Here is a 14673-nt window from a genome sequence, read left to right on the forward strand (position 1 = left end):
TCGATGTTCTTCTGGTCTTCGTGGGGCGGGTTCGGCGGCGGCCGTCGCGGCGGCAACAGCAGCACGACCGTGGCGCCTCCCGGCAGCACGACGACGAGGGTCGAATAACCTCAGCAACACGACGCAGAAAGCGGGCCGGCACCGTGCCGACCCGCTTTCGCCATTTAACGGGCGCGCTGCGGGTTAGAACGGCACCCGCGTCGACAGAAGGACGCTGCCGAGAGCGCGGCCGGCGAGGATCCAACAGAACTCGACAGCGTCGAGCTCGATCTCATCGCCGCCGTCACCGCGGCGCCAGTTGCCGCCGGCGGGGCCGGCGAGGGTGAGCGCGAATGGCCTGCCGTGCCGACGGGCCCACTCGGCGACGACGCCTTCGACGATGCGGCCGTCGTGCTCGGGGGTGAGCGCCATCTCGCGGCCGGTGGCGCGGCAGATGTCGGCGCGGTGGATCCAGGGGTCACGGGTGAAGATGGTGTCGAGCAGGAACCCGTAGGACCAGCGTTCGGTGTCGAACGGCGGATCCTGCTTGAGGCGCACCGCCGAGCGCAGCGGCGCCGGAACGCGTCTGCGGGCGCGCACCGCCCTGGGTGCGGCGGCCGCGAAGCGCTCGATGAGCTGGTCGGTGGTCAGCCGGGCGCGCTCGCGAACCTGGGTGGCGGTCATCTCGTCGATCATCGCGCCGCTCTTCCGCCTGACCGCGCTGCGGGCGTCGTGGATGAACTGGCGGATCGAGGCCTGGGCCTCGGCCATGCCGAGCATGTGGCCGGCCATGGCGCGGACGTCCCAGAGTTCGCAGACCGTCTGGCGCGTCCAATCGGCCGGCGCCAGACTGCGTAGGAGGTCGAGAACCCTCTCGAACTCGGCCGCGGCCAGGGCCATCGCCTCGGCGTGGCCCAGGGCGGGGATGGTGGCCACATCGATGGTCGGCGTGGCTGCGGTCATCGTGGTCATGGCTGTCTCCTGCCCCCTGCTGTCTTGCTGAACACGTGGTCGAGGTACATGTCGACGGCATCGTCGACGAGGCGCACCCAGCGGTCGCCGCCGGGTTCGTTGGCGGTCTGCTGCGCTGAGAGCCCGGCGATCAGCGCGGTGCCGAGATCGAAGTCCGCTGGCTTGGTGAGGCCGGCGGCGTGGTACCGCTGCCTGCCCATCTCGAGCACCTCAAGCGCGAGCGCGTACGACTCCGGGGACGGCTCGAAGTCCGGGATGGTGCGCTGGAACATGAGCTGGTAGCGGGCGACGTCCTCGGTGCTGAACTCGACGAAGATGTGGGCGAGGGTGCGCATGGCCTCGCGGGGGTCGTCCGGCCAGGTCTGCTCAGCGAGACGGGCGAGGAGCTGGCGGTTGGCGTCGGCGAACATCGCGTCATAGATGGCGTGCTTGGAGTCGAAGTACCAATACAGGGAGGGCGGGCGGGTGCCGATCCTGCGGGCGACGTCGCGCAGGGTGAGCGCGGCCAGGCCCTGGCTCCGGGCCAGCTCCCAGGCGGCCTCGAGGATCTCGGTGCGTGTCGCCTCGTGCCGCTTGGCACGACGGTCCTGCGTGGGTTCCGCTATCACGGTTCGAATTATCTAAGGGCGTTAGAGGAACTGTCAAGCGGACGCGACCGAACAGTTTGGACGCGACAGGGCGTGCAGAGCCTCCTCGGCCCCGGGGCTTTCGTGACGGTGCCCGGGGCCGGCGGCATTCAGGGGCGTTCTAGCCGGTGGCGACATTCCCCTTGTTGGGCTGCTGGTGGGCCGTGAGTGTGGTCCACTCCGCCTTCTTCGGCGGTCCCTGCACGCCGCTCTTCTGCAGCGCCGCGCCGAGGCGTTCGTTCATGAACTTCTCTTGCGACTCCCGCGAGTCCCAGACCTCGACGACGATCCAGCCGGTCGGGGTCTTGCCGCCGGCGTGGGTGATCATGCCTGCCGGCCAGTCACCATCGCCGGTGTCCATGTCCATGCCGAGCGCCTCATTGACCTTGCGGTAGACGTCCTCTCCGAATCCGTCGAACTCGAGTACAAACAGTTCCGCCATCAGCATGCCTCCTCGTCTGGCGGGCCTGCGGCCCACTCCGGGTGAGCATCGCAGGCGGCGCTGGCCGAGGGTCTGCCCGCTGGCCTACCATCGATTGCCAAGCGACGCCCCGGGTGGCTCAGTTCAGGGAGGAGTCGTGGACCAATCCACAACCGCACAGGCCAGCAGCAGCACCATCGTCCTTCTCTGGGCGGACACGTTCGCCACCAGCCTGACCAAGCCCGGCGCGAAGGGCATCAAGTCGCCGTCCACCGGGGCGATCGTGGACACCAAAGCGCTCGCGCAGATGATGATCGCGGTGCCGCTCGCCGCCCTGCACACCTCTGGCGCGATCCGGCTCGAACAGTTCAGCAAGAAGAGCTTCGGCTTCCTCGCGAGCAACGGCGTCAACGTCGTCGTGGTCGGTGAGGTGCCACCCGGCGGGCGTGTCGAGGAGCGGATCGCCAAGAGCAAGAAGGCGCGCGAGAAGGGCGAATCAGTCGCCGACCTCGTCATGGCCGCGCTGAGTCGCAAGCCGAATCCCGACGGTGAGGTGGTGCAATGGGGAGTGGACGAGGCCGTCAAGCTCGGCTACATGCAGCGCGAGGGCGCGGGTGGCCTGCGAGGCATGACCGGTGCGACGACGGTGACACCGAACGCCGAACGCATCGAGGAGACGCGGGCACGCGCCGCCGGCTTGGCGGACAGCTGGCTCACCTTCCGCGACGGCAACCCCGAACTCGCCACGGCGCTGCGCATGGCCATCGGGTCCGGCATCGACGCGCGCCGCTCGAAGTCCGATCTCGACGAGCGCGACGTCGAGGGATAGTCGAGCCGGTCCCGTCGCCGGATCATCCGCCAGGCGCGGTCCAGTCCCAGGTGAGCATGACGTGCGCGCTTTCGTCGGTTGCGCCGGCCGATCGGTAGGCAGCAAGCGCGGCGGTGTTGTCCGCGTCGGTCAGCACCCACATGTCGTAGCAGTGGCGCTGACGGGCGATCGCGGCGAGTTCACCGAGCAGCGCCTTGGCGACGCCACGGCGGCGCTCGTCGGGGGCGACGGCGAGCTCGTACACGAACATTTCCTGGCCCTTGTCCGGGTGGAGCATCTCGACGCCGGTGACGAAGCCGATGGGCCGGCCGGCACGGCAGGCGATGAGCAGGTGGTGGCTCGGGTCGCGGAGGAAGGAGCCCACCCAGGGCTGCTGCGGTGGCTGGTCGAAGAGGTCGGCGGCGTCCATGACGTCGGCGTCGTCTCCACTTCCGAGGCGGCGGATGGTGAGGTCGTCCGGCACGGTGTCGATGTTCGGTGATGGGTGCACGTCCCGGCTACGGGCTGGACCGGCGGCGCAGAATGCAGGCTATGACGAGGGACAAGACGGGAGGCGCGCTGATGCCCACCCTGGCGGCGCCGGCGCGGCGCGCGCTCGAGCACGCGCAGTACACCCGGCTCTCGCAGTTCTGCGACGTGACCGAGGCGGAGTTGCTCACGCTGCACGGCATGGGCCCGCAAGCGGTCGCCGCGATCCGCGCCGCTCTCGAGGAGAACGGGCTGTCATTCGCCGGCTGAGGGGCGTCAGCGCCCGCGCAGGAACGAGCGGAGGGTGACGTCGAGCCAGGTGGCGAAGCGCGCCGGCGTCCAGCCCCGGTCGGTGGTCAGGCTGACGATGGCGCGCGGGCCGGCGAGCACCCAGAGCAGGTCCGTGACCGCGGCGGCTGTGATGGCGCGGGGCAGCAGGCCGTCACTCTCGAGCCGCTCGGCGAGGGAGCGAAAGTCGCCCAGCGCGCGCTGCATGGCGACGCGCTCCACGGCGGCGATCTCCGGCTCGACCGCGGCCGCCTGGGCGGCGACCCCGAGCAGCGCCGACGACCGCTCCATCGTCGAGCGGGCCATTTCAACGATTGCCTCGAGGCGTTGATCGAGGATCGGGCTCTCGAGGGCGGCCACCACCACCGGTTGCTGATCGGCGGTGATGCTCGTCTCGATGCAGCGTTCGAAGAGGCGCGCCTTGGAGTGGAATCGAACGTACACGGTGCGCGGGGAGACGCCCGCCGCCTCGGCGACCGCGAGGAGTGACGTGGCCACGTAGCCGCGCTCGACGAAGAGCTGCGTGGCGGCCTCGAGGATGCGGCGCTCGGTGAGGGCGACCTGCTCCCTGCGAAGAGCGCTCCGTGCAGGGTGTATGGCGGTGGTGGTCACCCAGTGCATTGTGCACGTACTCATTGCAGTGCCGCTGTATGCCTCACGCTCGAGAATCCGCGGCTCGGGCGCCGCGTGCGTGGCCCCGGAGCGGCTGCGTGCCTGCGAGACTCGGGAGCGTGATGGTCGACGTCGAGCCCACCGCCGTGTCCGCCGCCACCGCCGAGGGGCCGACCGTTGTCGTGCAGGACCTCGTCAAGCGCTACGCGAAGCGCCCGACGAACGCGGTGGACGGCGTCAGCTTCTCGGTCGCCCACGGTGAGGTGTTCGGCCTGCTCGGCCCCAACGGCGCCGGCAAGACGACGACTGTCGGCGTGCTGACCACGCGGGTTCGCCCCACCAGCGGGTTGGCCATGGTGGCCGGGATCGACGTGATGCGCGACCCCGTGGCCGCGAAGCGGCGCCTGGCCACGGTGCCGCAGCGCTCCAACCTCGACCGGGCGCTGTCGGCGCGGCAGATCCTCCTGTTCCACGGGGCGTACTTCGGGATCGGAGCCGCAGAGCGGACGCGCCGCGCCAACGCGCTGCTCGAGGAGTTCGGGCTGCTCGACCGCGCCGACGACAAGGTCGACTTCTTCTCGGGGGGCCAGTCGCAGCGGATCATGATCGCGCGCGCTCTCATGCACCAGCCGGAGGTGCTCTTCCTCGACGAGCCGACGACCGGGCTGGACCCACAGGCGCGGCTGTTCGTGTGGGACCGCCTGCGCGACCTCAGGTCGCGCGGGGTGACCATGATCCTCACCACCCACGACATGGACGAGGCCGCGGAGCTGTGCGACCGGCTGGCGATCATGGACCACGGCAAGATCCTCGCCATGGACACGCCGGAAGCCCTGACCGAGACGGTCCCGGGACAGAACAGCCTCGAGGTGGGGATCGCGCTCGCTGGCGCTGACCGCGACCCGCTTTTGGCCGCGCTCAGCGCTGTGCCCGGGGTGGAGCGCGCCGAGCCGGTCAGCAAGAGCGCCGGTGGGGGCCCGGCGGCACCTGATGGCACGCCGTACCACGTGCGCCTCTACACGTCCGTCGACGCCCCGGCGCTGGTGGCACCGGTGGCGCGCCTGATCACCGACAACGGCGGCGAGCTGGTCGACCTCTCGATCGGCAAGCCGAGCCTCGAGGACGTCTTCATCCACCTCACCGGACGGGCGCTGCGCTGATGGCAGCGGTGAGTGTGCCGACGGCGACAGAGGCCCCCGGGGGCAGCCCGCTGGTGGCCTTCCTCGCCATCCTGCGACGCGACGTCGCAGTCACCGGCCGCGAGCTTCCCGCGTTCCTGGCGCAGGTGATCCTGCAGCCGCTGGGCCTGCTCTTCGTGTTCGGGCGCGTGCTCACCGATCTCGGCTTCACCAACCCCGCCTACGCCAAGCAGCTGTTCCCGGGGATCGTGGCCATGACCATCATGCTCACCGCCATCCAGAGCGTCGCCTTCCCGCTGGTCATCGACTTCTCGTTCACCAAGGAGATCGAGGACCGCCTGCTGGCACCACTGCCGGCCAGCTGGGTGGCGGCGGAGAAGATCGTGTTCGCGGCCGGCCGGGCCATCATCGCCGGGCTGGTGATGTTCCCGGTGGGGCTGCTGGTGCTCGGCAGCATCCCGTTCTCGGCGAGCGGCCTTCCACTGCTGATCGCCAGCGTCCTCCTCGGCGCGCTGGCAGGCGGGGCGATGGGTCTGACCCTGGGGACGGCGGTGACGCCGGCGCGGATCAACGTCATGTTCGCGATCGTGCTGACGCCGCTGATCTTCACCGGCTGCTCGCAGTACCCGTGGCCGTCGCTGAGCAAGCTGCCCTGGTTCCAGGTGCTCACGCTGCTCAACCCGCTGACCTACGTCAGCGAGGGGACGCGCGCGGCGCTGGTGCCGAACGGCGTGCACATGCTCACGTGGATCCCGCCGCTGGCGCTGCTGCTGGCGCTGCTGGTGTTCGGCTGGGCGGGGATGCGCGGCTTCCGCAGGCGGGCGATCGACTGAGGGACATCGGCAGGTGAGCGACGCGCCACCGGACGGCCTGGCCTGGAAGCCGCGTCACTCCGGCAACAGTCTCAGCTGGGATGGCGAGGCCATCGTCAAGGACTTCGGCGCCGCGATCGACCGGCGTGAGCGGGAGCAGGCCTGCCTCGCGGTGTTGGGCGGCGTGCTCCCGGTGCCGGCCCTGCTGGCCGGTTCGAGCGGTGGACGGCTTCGTATGGCCTACGTCGACGGGGCGGAGCCCGATGCTGCGATCGAGGGCGGCAGGGCGGCTGCGCTGCTGGAGCAGCTCGGCCGTTTCCTTCGCGCCCTGCATGAGTTCGATTGCAGCCAGCTCGCGCCGATGCTGCCGGGCGAAGGCGACGTCCTTGTGCACGGCGACTTCGGTCATCACAACGCGCTGATCAACCCGAGCACGGGCGAGCTCGCGGCGGTCGTCGATTGGGAGGAGGCTCGGTGGGGTGACCGCGTCACCGATCTCGCGTGGTGCGAATGGCAGTTCCGCACCCGCTTCGAACGCCAGGGGTGGGGTCCACCATCTGTTCGAGGGATATGGCGCCACGCCCGAGCCGGAGGCTCGAGAAGCCGCGGTGCACGCGCGTCTCCGCGAGCTTGGAACCGGGCTCCGCTAGGGACTCAGCCGTCGAGGCCGCGCAGGGTCTCGAGCACCGATCGCCTATCGCCGGCGGCGGCGAAGAACTCGTCGTCCGCAGCCTCGACCGCGGCGATGGCGCGGCGCGCCAGCAGAGCGCCCGGGCGGGTGACACCGAGCTGGCGCGCCCGGGAGTCGCCCGGGCTAGCAGCACGGACGACCAGACCTTTCTGCTCCAGGGTTCGGAGGACCTGCGAGGTCATCATCGGGTCGGTGCCGGCGTGATCGGCGACGCGACGCTGGGTGGGGGCTTCGCCGGCGACCGCGGTCAGCCACCAGGTGCTGGCCAGCAGGACGAACTGAACGTGGGTGAGCCCGAGAGGACGCAGCGACGCGGCCATGAGGCGCTGCCAGCGGAGGGTCACCCGCCAGAGCAGGAACCCGGGGCTGTCCCCCGGGCCCCGCCCACGTGAGGTGCCGGCGACGGCGGGTTGCGTCACCGCGCTCCCTCGGCCAGGGCGCCGAGCGCTGCCATGACCTCCGGGAAGTCGGCCGTGACCATGGCGCCGACCTCGGCTGCGCCAGGGCCATCGACGGCACAGTGGAAGGTGATGCGGGTGCCGCCGCCGTCAACGGCCTCGAGGGTGTGCCGGACGCGGACCACCACGCCCGCGTCGGGAACGGCCGTCTCGTCCTCGAAACCATGTCCCTCCTCGACCCAGATCAGCTTGGAGGCCATCGTCTCCCCGCCTGGAATGGTCATCGTCCCCCCGGTGCCGGCGGCGAACGGACCGTCGAGCTCCATCCGCTCGACTCCGGAGTTCCACTGCGGCCAGCGGCTGACGTCGCTGAAGAGCGCGAAGACTGCGTCGGCGTCAGCCTGGGTCTCGACACTGTGCTCGTAGGTCCACATTTCGGGGTCTCCTCGATCGGTTGATACAATGCCCGCATATTATATGCGTGCATACCATCTGTCAAGCCCGGGCGTTGGCTGCGGTCGATTGGCGACCAATCGCCTGTGTCTACGGCTGGTAGGACCCCGGGGTCCAGGCCCGGGTGCTGACGCCGATGGCATTCCAGGCGTTGATGGTCACGATGAGGCTGACCAGGGCGGCGACCTCATCGGCAGAGAACTGCGCGGCCACCGCCTCATACGCTGAGTCGGGGACGTGGTCGCTCGGCATCATCGTCACCGCCTCGGTGAAGGCCAGTGCCGCACCTTCGCGGGCGGTGAAGAAGGGCGTCTCCCGCCAGGCAGGGAGCGCGTAGATGCGCTGTTCGGTCTCCCCGACTGCGCGCGCATCCTTGGTGTGCATGTCGATGCAGTAGGCGCAGCCGTTGATCTGTGACGCGCGAATGCGGACCAGCTCGCGGAGGCGAGGGTCGAACCCGACCCGATCGAGCTCTTTGGTGGCGGCGTGGTCGAGGTGGCCCATGGCGCGGGAGAAGCCGGCGGCGTGGCTGTCGAAGTCGAGACGGACAGGGACCTGCGGGGTCGTTTCAGCGGTGCTCATGAGCGCGACTGTGCCAGAGTCAAGGGGCGGGCGCCGTCGCTGGTCACGGCAGCTGAGAGCGCCAGACGGGCCGGGTACCGCCTCCTACACTCCGCGGAGCCCAATGTCAGTTCCCGTAACCCACCAGCCGAAGCGACCGTTGCTCCATCAGATGCGTCCGGAATCTGTCCGGTGACCCTTCCCCGGGCGTATGAGGATCAACTTGTCGAGCGGGCCAAGAGCGACGCCGACGCATTCGGGGAGCTCTATTCAGCCTATTTCGGGCAGATCTACCGGTTCGTATACAGCCGAATGCGCGACCAGGATGCCGCTGAGGACGTCACCTCGGAGGTCTTCTTCAAGGCCCTGCGCGCCATCGGCAGGTACAAACCCGCGGGTCACCCGTTCAGCGCCTGGCTCTATCAAATCAGTGTGAATGCCATTTCCGACCACTACCGCGCCCGCAAGCCGGCCTCGAACATCGATGACGCAATCGGCGTCGCCGACCCCGAGCAGCCGCTGGACGAGCGCGTCGCCCAATCGCTCGAGGCCGCTCGGATCTGGGCCGCCATCGACACGCTTCCGGAGCAGCAGCGCACCGCGATCACGCTCAAGCTCGGCGAGGACCTCAAGCTCGCCGACATCGGGGTCGTGATGGGCAAGAGTGAGGGCGCGATCAAGCTGCTCGTGCACCGCGGAATGATCGGGCTGCGCGTGCGCCTCGAGATCTCGACGCTCGAGCGCGGGGAGGTCTGACGGTGGACAACCGCTGGATCGACCCCGAGATTGAGGGCATTTTCGACGGCGACCCGGAGCTCACCGAGCTCGCCCATCGGGTGCGCGCAGCGCGACCGGAGCCACCGCTCGACCCCCGCTTCGAGGGGGTGCTGCGCGCCCAACTCATGCGCGAGGCGCCCGCCGTGCTTGGCGCCGGCGCCAAGCCGGAGCAGGCCGCTGCGGGCCGGCCGCGCACCATCCGCACCCGGCGCACCGGCTGGTGGCAGCGCTCGCCGCGGTTCGCGTGGGGGGGCGCCTTCGTCGGCGCCGCGCTCGTCGCCGCCGCGGTGTTCAGCGTGGCCAGGACCAACGTGCAGGACCACCAGGTCACCGCCTCGTCGGCGGTCGCTGACTTCCATGCGGTGAGCCCGAACAACGTGATCACAGTCGCGTTCAACCAGCCGATGAACCAATCCGCGGTTGTCGCCGGCCTGCACATCCGTCCGGCCACCCAGGTGACGACGGCGTGGCAGGGGAACAACCTGCTGATCACCCCCACCCATCACCTCGCGGGCAACACGCCGTACACGGTGACCATCGACCGCAGCGCCACCCGGTCCGCGGGCGGCTCACTGGCGGCCAGCGACATCCACATCGCGTTCGGAACGGCGCCGACGCCACCGCCGACGACGTCGGTCACGGAGCTCAGCCCGGACACCCTGGCGTCTGTCACGGACAAGGCGGCGCTGGTCAGCGGTGGTGACGGGACGGTGATCGCCACCGCGTCGACCGCGGTTGCCGCCGCCCCGAGCGCGTCCGCGTCGCCGTCGGCCTCGCCGTCCAGCTCGGCGACACCGTCGCCGCAGCCGAGCGCATCGGCGTCGCCGTCGCCATCGGCGAGCGCCTCGCCGAGCGCCAGCGCGGTGCCCTCATCGACTGGCGAGCTGGTGGCCATGAGCGCGGGCCGGAAGGTCACCGACCTGGGTCCGGCAGCGTCATCGGCTGCGCTCGCGCCCAATGGGCTGCGCCTGGTGGCGGCCGTCCCCACCACGGCGGGGACCACCATCGAGCTGGTGTCGGTCGACGGATCCGAGCGCCGCACCCTCGCCAAGCTGGCGTCATCCGTGCTGAGCACGGGTTGGCTCTCGAGCCACACTGCGCTGGTCGCCGAGCCGGACCGCATCGTCACCGTCGATCTGCTCGGCCACGTCGGCACCCTGACCACGCTGCCGCCCCGCACCACGCGCGTGGTGTTCTCGGCGGGCGGAGGCCACGCCTTTGCCGGCAGCACGAGCGCAGATGGACAGCTGATCGACCTCGCCAGCAAGCAGTCGAGGGCTCTCACCGGCAGCCGCGAGCTGGCGGCATTCAGCGGCGACGGGCTCCTAGTGGCGTGGATCGACAGCACCGCGAGCCCGGCACGGCTGCTCACCTCGCCGATCGACCGTGACGCCGCCGCGACCGTGCCGCTCGACCATTCCGCCGACAGCATCGCCGGCATCGCCATGGACCGGACCGGCACCCACGTGGCGATCACCGACCAGCCCACCACCGACGGCGGCGAGCTCCAGCTGCTGTCATTGCCGTCGGGCACGGTGGTGGCCCACGCCGCCTCGGCGCAGGCACCCGTGTACTCCAGCCAGGGCGACCGGATCGCCTACATCTCCGGCGGCACCGCCAGGCTCGCGAGGGTGCCCGGGGTGGTGAGCGGGACGGTCGTCAATGCTCTGCCGGATGGCGCGGCTGGTGCACTCAAGGCGTTCGTCGACGCTCAGATCCAGCACAACACAGCGGCGCTCGCCACCCTCAGCGGAACCGGTGTCGACGTGGCGGGATCGACGCCGCACGGGCTGTCGCGCGGCTACGTGATCAGCGCGGTGGCCAACGTCGACGGCACGGTGTCTGCCACCGCGCGGTTGATCGTCGACCCCTCTGCCGACCACCCCGCCGCGTCGTTCGCCGACGAGTCGCTGGTGCTGGCGGCCAAGGACGGCGGCGGCTACGTGGTGGCGGCGCTGAACGGCGGCCACCTCTCCGACGAGCCGATCGGCCCGCAGGTGCTGTCGGTCGTGCCCGTTACGGGGCCGACGCTGGTGCTGCGGGTGAGCTTCGACAGCGACCTGCGTCCCGACAGCGTCGCCGGCGCCATCACGGTGACGACACCGTCGGGGCGGACCCTGGTGGCCGTGACGACGTACGACCCGAACACGCGGACAGCAACGGTCACCACCACGGTGGCCGCCAGCACGTCGGTGAAGCTAACCGTCGAGACCAGCCTGGTCGACGTCGACGGGCAATCGCTGGCCACCGCCTTCACCACGCCGGCAGCAGGCTGAGCGATCGCCGGCTGAGCCGGGCGGCTCATCGGGGACCGATGAGTCATGGTCGCCTGCGACGTTGTACGTAGTACGTCGACGATCACCTACTCAGCGCTCATGCGCGCCACCCAGGAGGCCTACCCGTGAACTGGACGCTCGAGCTGATCGTGGTCCCCGTCTCCGACATCGACCGCGCCAAGGCCTTCTACGTGGACAAGGCCGGCTTCGACGTCCACGTCGACCACAGCGCCGGCGAGGACTTCCGGGTGGTCCAGCTCACCCCGCGCGGCTCGGCATGCTCGATCGCGCTGATGTCGACGACCGGGATGGCGCCGGGTTCGCTCAAGGGTCTGCAGGTGTGCGTGTCGGACCTCGACGCCGCGCGGGCTGAGCTGGCTGAGCGCGGCGTCGACGTCAGCGACGTCTTTCATTTCGGGGCGTCCGGGCAGGCGCCCGGCTACGACCCGCAGCGCACCGACTACAACTCCTGCTTCACGTTCGACGACCCCGACGGCAACTCCTGGCTGATCCAGGAGGTGGGGTCGCGCGCGTGAGGTGACCACCGTCATCGGCACCGGAGGACCGTGATCAGCGTTCGAGGGCTTCGCGGCTCGATCTGAAGGAGCGGTTGTGTTAGCAGGTCCGCGGGCGTAGCATCCGATCCGGTCCAGGAAGGCCCCGAGCCCGATGTCTGGTGCGCGTCCGCATCCGGCAACGGCCCGGCAGGCGATGGTTCAAGTGATCGCGGTTGGGAGGCGGCAATGGACACCAAGGGACACAGGCGGGCACTCGGAACACTGATCGCCGCGACCGTGATGACGCTCGCGGCGTGCGGCAGCAGCAACACCACGTCGAGCGGTGCCGCCACGAGCAATGCCACCAACATCGGCGGCAACGTGACCGTCTGGGCGGTGTGGTCCGGGACAGAGCAGAAGAACTTCCAGTCCGTCCTCGACGGCTTCAACTCGCAGACCGGTGTCACTGCGCAGTTCCAATCGAAGGGCGACCAGTTGCCGACGGTCCTCGGGACGGCGATCACCGGCGGGGCGCCGCCCGACGTCGCCATCCTGCCTCAGCCCGGTCTGCTCCAAGACCTTGTCAAGAAGAACGCCCTCCAGCCCCTCGACAGCTTCGTGGGCAGCACGCTGAGCAGCCAATACGCGAGCGTGTGGCAGAAGCTCGCCAGCGCCAACGGCAAGACGTACGGCGTGTACTTCAAGGCGGCCAACAAGAGCACCGTCTGGTACAACGTGAAGTCGCTGACCGACGCGGGGATCACCACACCGCCAGCGACGTTCGACAACCTGCTCACCGCCATGGGCACGCTGCAGCAGGCGGGAACCACACCGTTCGCGATGTGCGGCGGTTCGGGGTGGACGCTCACCGACTGGTTCGAGAATGTGTACCTGCGTGTCGCCGGCGTCGCCAAGTACAACCAGCTCGCTGCGCACACCATCCCGTGGACGGATCCGACCGTGACCACGACATTCCAGACGCTGGCGAAGATCTTCGGGACCGACGCCAACATGGTCGGCGGCAAGGCGGGAGCGGTGTCGACGCCCTTCCCCGACTGTGTCAGCCAGGTGTTCGGGCCCACCCCGAAGGCAGCCATGTTGTACGAAGCGGACTTTGTGGGGTCAGTCATCCCCACGGTGAACGCGTCGTTGCCCGCGAAGACCGGCTACAACTTCTTCCCGTTCCCGTCGGTCAACGGATCGCCCACCTCCGTGGTCGCCGGCGGTGACGTGGCGGTGATGCTCAAGGACACCCCCCAGGCAGAGGCGCTCATCAAGTACCTCGCCTCGCCCGCCGCCGGCACCATCTGGGCACATCTCGGCGGCTTCACCTCACCGAACAAGCAGGTGGACCGGTCGGTGTACCCGGATGACATCTCGCGCGCCGCCGCCAAGGCCGTCATCGACGCGGGGGACAACGTCGCCTACGACATGAGCGACCAGGCACCGGCGGCGTTCGGTGGCACGGCCGGCTCGGGTGAGTGGGCCGACCTCCAGACCTGGGTGCGCAATCCCACCGACATCAGCGGAATCGAGGCGAAACTCGAAGCGGACGCCGTTTCGGCATACGGCCACTGACCAGGGCGGCGGGCTCGCGGTATGACGACAGTCGCCGCACCGCGGGTCCGCCCGGCCGCCGACACACGCACCGGTAGGCCCAAGCGCGGAGGCGGGTGGAACCGCGGCGCGGTCGTGGCGCTGTTCATGGCTCCAGCCGCCATCCTGCTCGGCGCCATCGTGGTGTACCCGACCATCGGAACCATTGCACGCAGCCTCTACGACGACAGCGGCAACTTCATCGGCGCCGGAAACTACAAGACGCTCTTCGGAACTGCCAACATCCTGGTGGCCCTGCGCAACAACGCCATCTGGGTGATCGTCTTCCCCTTCATGGTGACGTTCATCGGCTTGGTGTTCGCGGTACTCATCGAGCGCATCCGTTGGTCCACTGCGTTCAAGACGATTGTCTTCATGCCGATGGCCATCAGCCTGTTCGCCACCGGCGTCATCTGGCGCATCGTTTACGACACGGATCCCAATCGCGGAGTGATCAACGCGGCGGTCGGGACTGTCGCCGATGCCCTGCATCCGCCCGGGCTGTACGCGCTGCCGAACATCAAGCCGATCAGTGGGCTGACCACCGCCGCCGATGGCAGCATGGTCAGCAAGAGCACCACGGACGCGGGCGGCACGCTGCAGCTCGGACTCACCGGAATCTCGCCCACCTCCCTGCCTCCGGGTGCGCAGGCGGCTCGGCCCCCGTCGGCTGTGGCAGGCGCCGTCAGCGGCGTGGTGTGGCGTGACTTCTCGCCGGGCGGTCACATCGGAGTCATCGACCCTGGGGAGAAGGGCCTTCCCGGCGTGCGTCTCACCCTGGTGGGATCCGACGGGCATACGGCGGCGACGACCACGAGCACCGGCGACGGCTCCTTCCGCTTCAGCAGCGTGTCAGGCGGCGGCTACCACGCCGCGATCGATGCTTCAAACTTCCGCCCGGCCTTCGGTGGTGTCAGCTGGCTCGGCGACCAGTCGCTGACGCCGGTCAGCGGGCTCGGCTCGACCGGGCGCGCGCTGCTCGCCGTCCCGTTGGCCGACCTGTCGGCGATCGTCGCGATGATGTGGGTATGGAGCGGCTTCGCGATGGTGATCATCGGGGCGGGACTCGCCGCGCTCAACCGCGAGGTTCTCGAGGCCGCACGCATGGACGGCGCCAGCGAGCTGCAGACGTTTCGTCACGTCACCTTTCCGCTGCTGCGCCCGGTGCTGATCGTCGTCTTCATCACGATGATCATCAACGTCCTGAAGATCTTCGACATCATCCTGTCGCTGGTGCCTGAGTCCTCGCAGCAGCAGACCAATGTCATCGCGCTCGAC

The 14673-nt window shown here is 69.4% G+C and carries 17 protein-coding genes and 1 pseudogene; 10 read left to right on the top strand and 8 right to left on the bottom strand.

Translation table 11 applies throughout. The features are described 5' to 3' along the window. Nucleotides 1–183 precede the first annotated feature (183 nt). The 3 genes from JF886_RS13585 to JF886_RS13595 form a co-directional block, all read right to left on the bottom strand. The gene (locus JF886_RS13585) at nt 184–951 is read right to left on the bottom strand and encodes a maleylpyruvate isomerase family mycothiol-dependent enzyme (RefSeq protein WP_337313351.1); all 768 of its coding nucleotides are present in this window, start codon (nt 949–951) and stop codon (nt 184–186) included. Continuing rightward, nucleotides 948–1559, bottom strand: coding sequence for a TetR/AcrR family transcriptional regulator (locus tag JF886_RS13590; protein WP_337313353.1), 612 nt, complete (start codon nt 1557–1559; stop codon nt 948–950). Before JF886_RS13590 ends, JF886_RS13585 begins: the two co-directional genes overlap by 4 nt. 139 nt (nt 1560–1698) lie before the next feature. Next, nucleotides 1699–2019, bottom strand: coding sequence for a hypothetical protein (locus JF886_RS13595; protein ID WP_337313355.1), 321 nt, complete (start codon nt 2017–2019; stop codon nt 1699–1701). Between the two features lie 136 nt (nt 2020–2155). Here JF886_RS13595 and JF886_RS13600 point away from each other — a divergent pair, with 136 nt between their 5' ends. After that, nucleotides 2156–2827: a hypothetical protein gene (locus JF886_RS13600; protein ID WP_337313357.1), complete on the top strand. Its 672-nt coding sequence runs from the start codon at nt 2156–2158 to the stop codon at nt 2825–2827. A 22-nt stretch (nt 2828–2849) separates the two neighbouring features. Here JF886_RS13600 and JF886_RS13605 read toward each other — a convergent pair whose 3' ends face one another. Continuing rightward, a complete protein-coding gene (locus JF886_RS13605) occupies nt 2850–3317 on the bottom strand; it encodes a GNAT family N-acetyltransferase (RefSeq protein ID WP_337313359.1) in 468 nt (155 codons plus the stop codon). 41 nt (nt 3318–3358) lie between these two features. Here JF886_RS13605 and JF886_RS13610 point away from each other — a divergent pair, with 41 nt between their 5' ends. Further along, nucleotides 3359–3565: a helix-hairpin-helix domain-containing protein gene (locus JF886_RS13610; RefSeq protein WP_337313361.1), complete on the top strand. Its 207-nt coding sequence runs from the start codon at nt 3359–3361 to the stop codon at nt 3563–3565. A gap of 6 nt (nt 3566–3571) precedes the next feature. Here the strand turns inward: JF886_RS13610 and JF886_RS13615 are convergent, their stop codons facing one another. Continuing rightward, the gene (locus tag JF886_RS13615; protein WP_337313362.1) at nt 3572–4195 is read right to left on the bottom strand and encodes a TetR/AcrR family transcriptional regulator; all 624 of its coding nucleotides are present in this window, start codon (nt 4193–4195) and stop codon (nt 3572–3574) included. 122 nt (nt 4196–4317) lie between these two features. On the opposite strand from JF886_RS13615, the gene JF886_RS13620 reads away from it, so the two are divergent. From JF886_RS13620 to JF886_RS16835, 3 genes and pseudogenes are all read left to right on the top strand, one after another. Further along, nucleotides 4318–5355: an ABC transporter ATP-binding protein gene (locus JF886_RS13620; RefSeq protein ID WP_337313380.1), complete on the top strand. Its 1038-nt coding sequence runs from the start codon at nt 4318–4320 to the stop codon at nt 5353–5355. Continuing rightward, the gene (locus JF886_RS13625) at nt 5355–6167 is read left to right on the top strand and encodes an ABC transporter permease (RefSeq protein WP_502711436.1); all 813 of its coding nucleotides are present in this window, start codon (nt 5355–5357) and stop codon (nt 6165–6167) included. Before JF886_RS13620 ends, JF886_RS13625 begins: the two co-directional genes overlap by 1 nt. 13 nt (nt 6168–6180) lie before the next feature. Beyond that, nucleotides 6181–6666, top strand: a pseudogene (locus JF886_RS16835) (phosphotransferase family protein); the annotation flags it as partial. A 134-nt stretch (nt 6667–6800) separates the two neighbouring features. Here JF886_RS16835 and JF886_RS13630 read toward each other — a convergent pair. The 3 genes from JF886_RS13630 to JF886_RS13640 all read right to left on the bottom strand — a co-directional run bounded on the left by JF886_RS13630 (nt 6801) and on the right by JF886_RS13640 (nt 8270). Beyond that, entirely contained in the window at nt 6801–7256 is a 456-nt protein-coding gene (locus JF886_RS13630) for a MarR family winged helix-turn-helix transcriptional regulator (RefSeq protein ID WP_337313365.1), read from the bottom strand. Further along, nucleotides 7253–7669: an SRPBCC family protein gene (locus JF886_RS13635; protein ID WP_337313367.1), complete on the bottom strand. Its 417-nt coding sequence runs from the start codon at nt 7667–7669 to the stop codon at nt 7253–7255. The genes JF886_RS13630 and JF886_RS13635 overlap by 4 nt, the downstream gene beginning before the upstream one ends. A 109-nt stretch (nt 7670–7778) precedes the next feature. Beyond that, a complete protein-coding gene (locus JF886_RS13640; protein WP_337313369.1) occupies nt 7779–8270 on the bottom strand; it encodes a carboxymuconolactone decarboxylase family protein in 492 nt (163 codons plus the stop codon). 171 nt (nt 8271–8441) lie between these two features. Here JF886_RS13640 and JF886_RS13645 point away from each other — a divergent pair, with 171 nt between their 5' ends. From JF886_RS13645 to JF886_RS13665, 5 genes are all read left to right on the top strand, one after another. Continuing rightward, the gene (locus tag JF886_RS13645) at nt 8442–9005 is read left to right on the top strand and encodes an RNA polymerase sigma factor (protein ID WP_337313371.1); all 564 of its coding nucleotides are present in this window, start codon (nt 8442–8444) and stop codon (nt 9003–9005) included. A gap of 2 nt (nt 9006–9007) precedes the next feature. Continuing rightward, complete coding sequence (locus JF886_RS13650) at nt 9008–11302, top strand: Ig-like domain-containing domain (protein ID WP_337313373.1); 2295 nt, start codon at nt 9008–9010, stop codon at nt 11300–11302. Nucleotides 11303–11427: 125 nt separating this feature from the next. Continuing rightward, entirely contained in the window at nt 11428–11838 is a 411-nt protein-coding gene (locus tag JF886_RS13655) for a VOC family protein (RefSeq protein ID WP_337313375.1), read from the top strand. 207 nt (nt 11839–12045) lie between these two features. Continuing rightward, on the top strand, nt 12046–13377 hold the full coding sequence (locus tag JF886_RS13660; RefSeq protein ID WP_337313377.1) for an ABC transporter substrate-binding protein: 1332 nt from the start codon (nt 12046–12048) through the stop codon (nt 13375–13377). A gap of 21 nt (nt 13378–13398) precedes the next feature. Next, nucleotides 13399–14673, top strand: a 1275-nt coding sequence (locus tag JF886_RS13665) for an ABC transporter permease (RefSeq protein ID WP_337313379.1), incomplete at its 3' end; no start/stop codon positions are given.

Source organism: Candidatus Aeolococcus gillhamiae (assembly GCF_016464765.1).
GTDB lineage: Bacteria > Chloroflexota > Dormibacteria > Aeolococcales > Aeolococcaceae > Aeolococcus > Aeolococcus gillhamiae.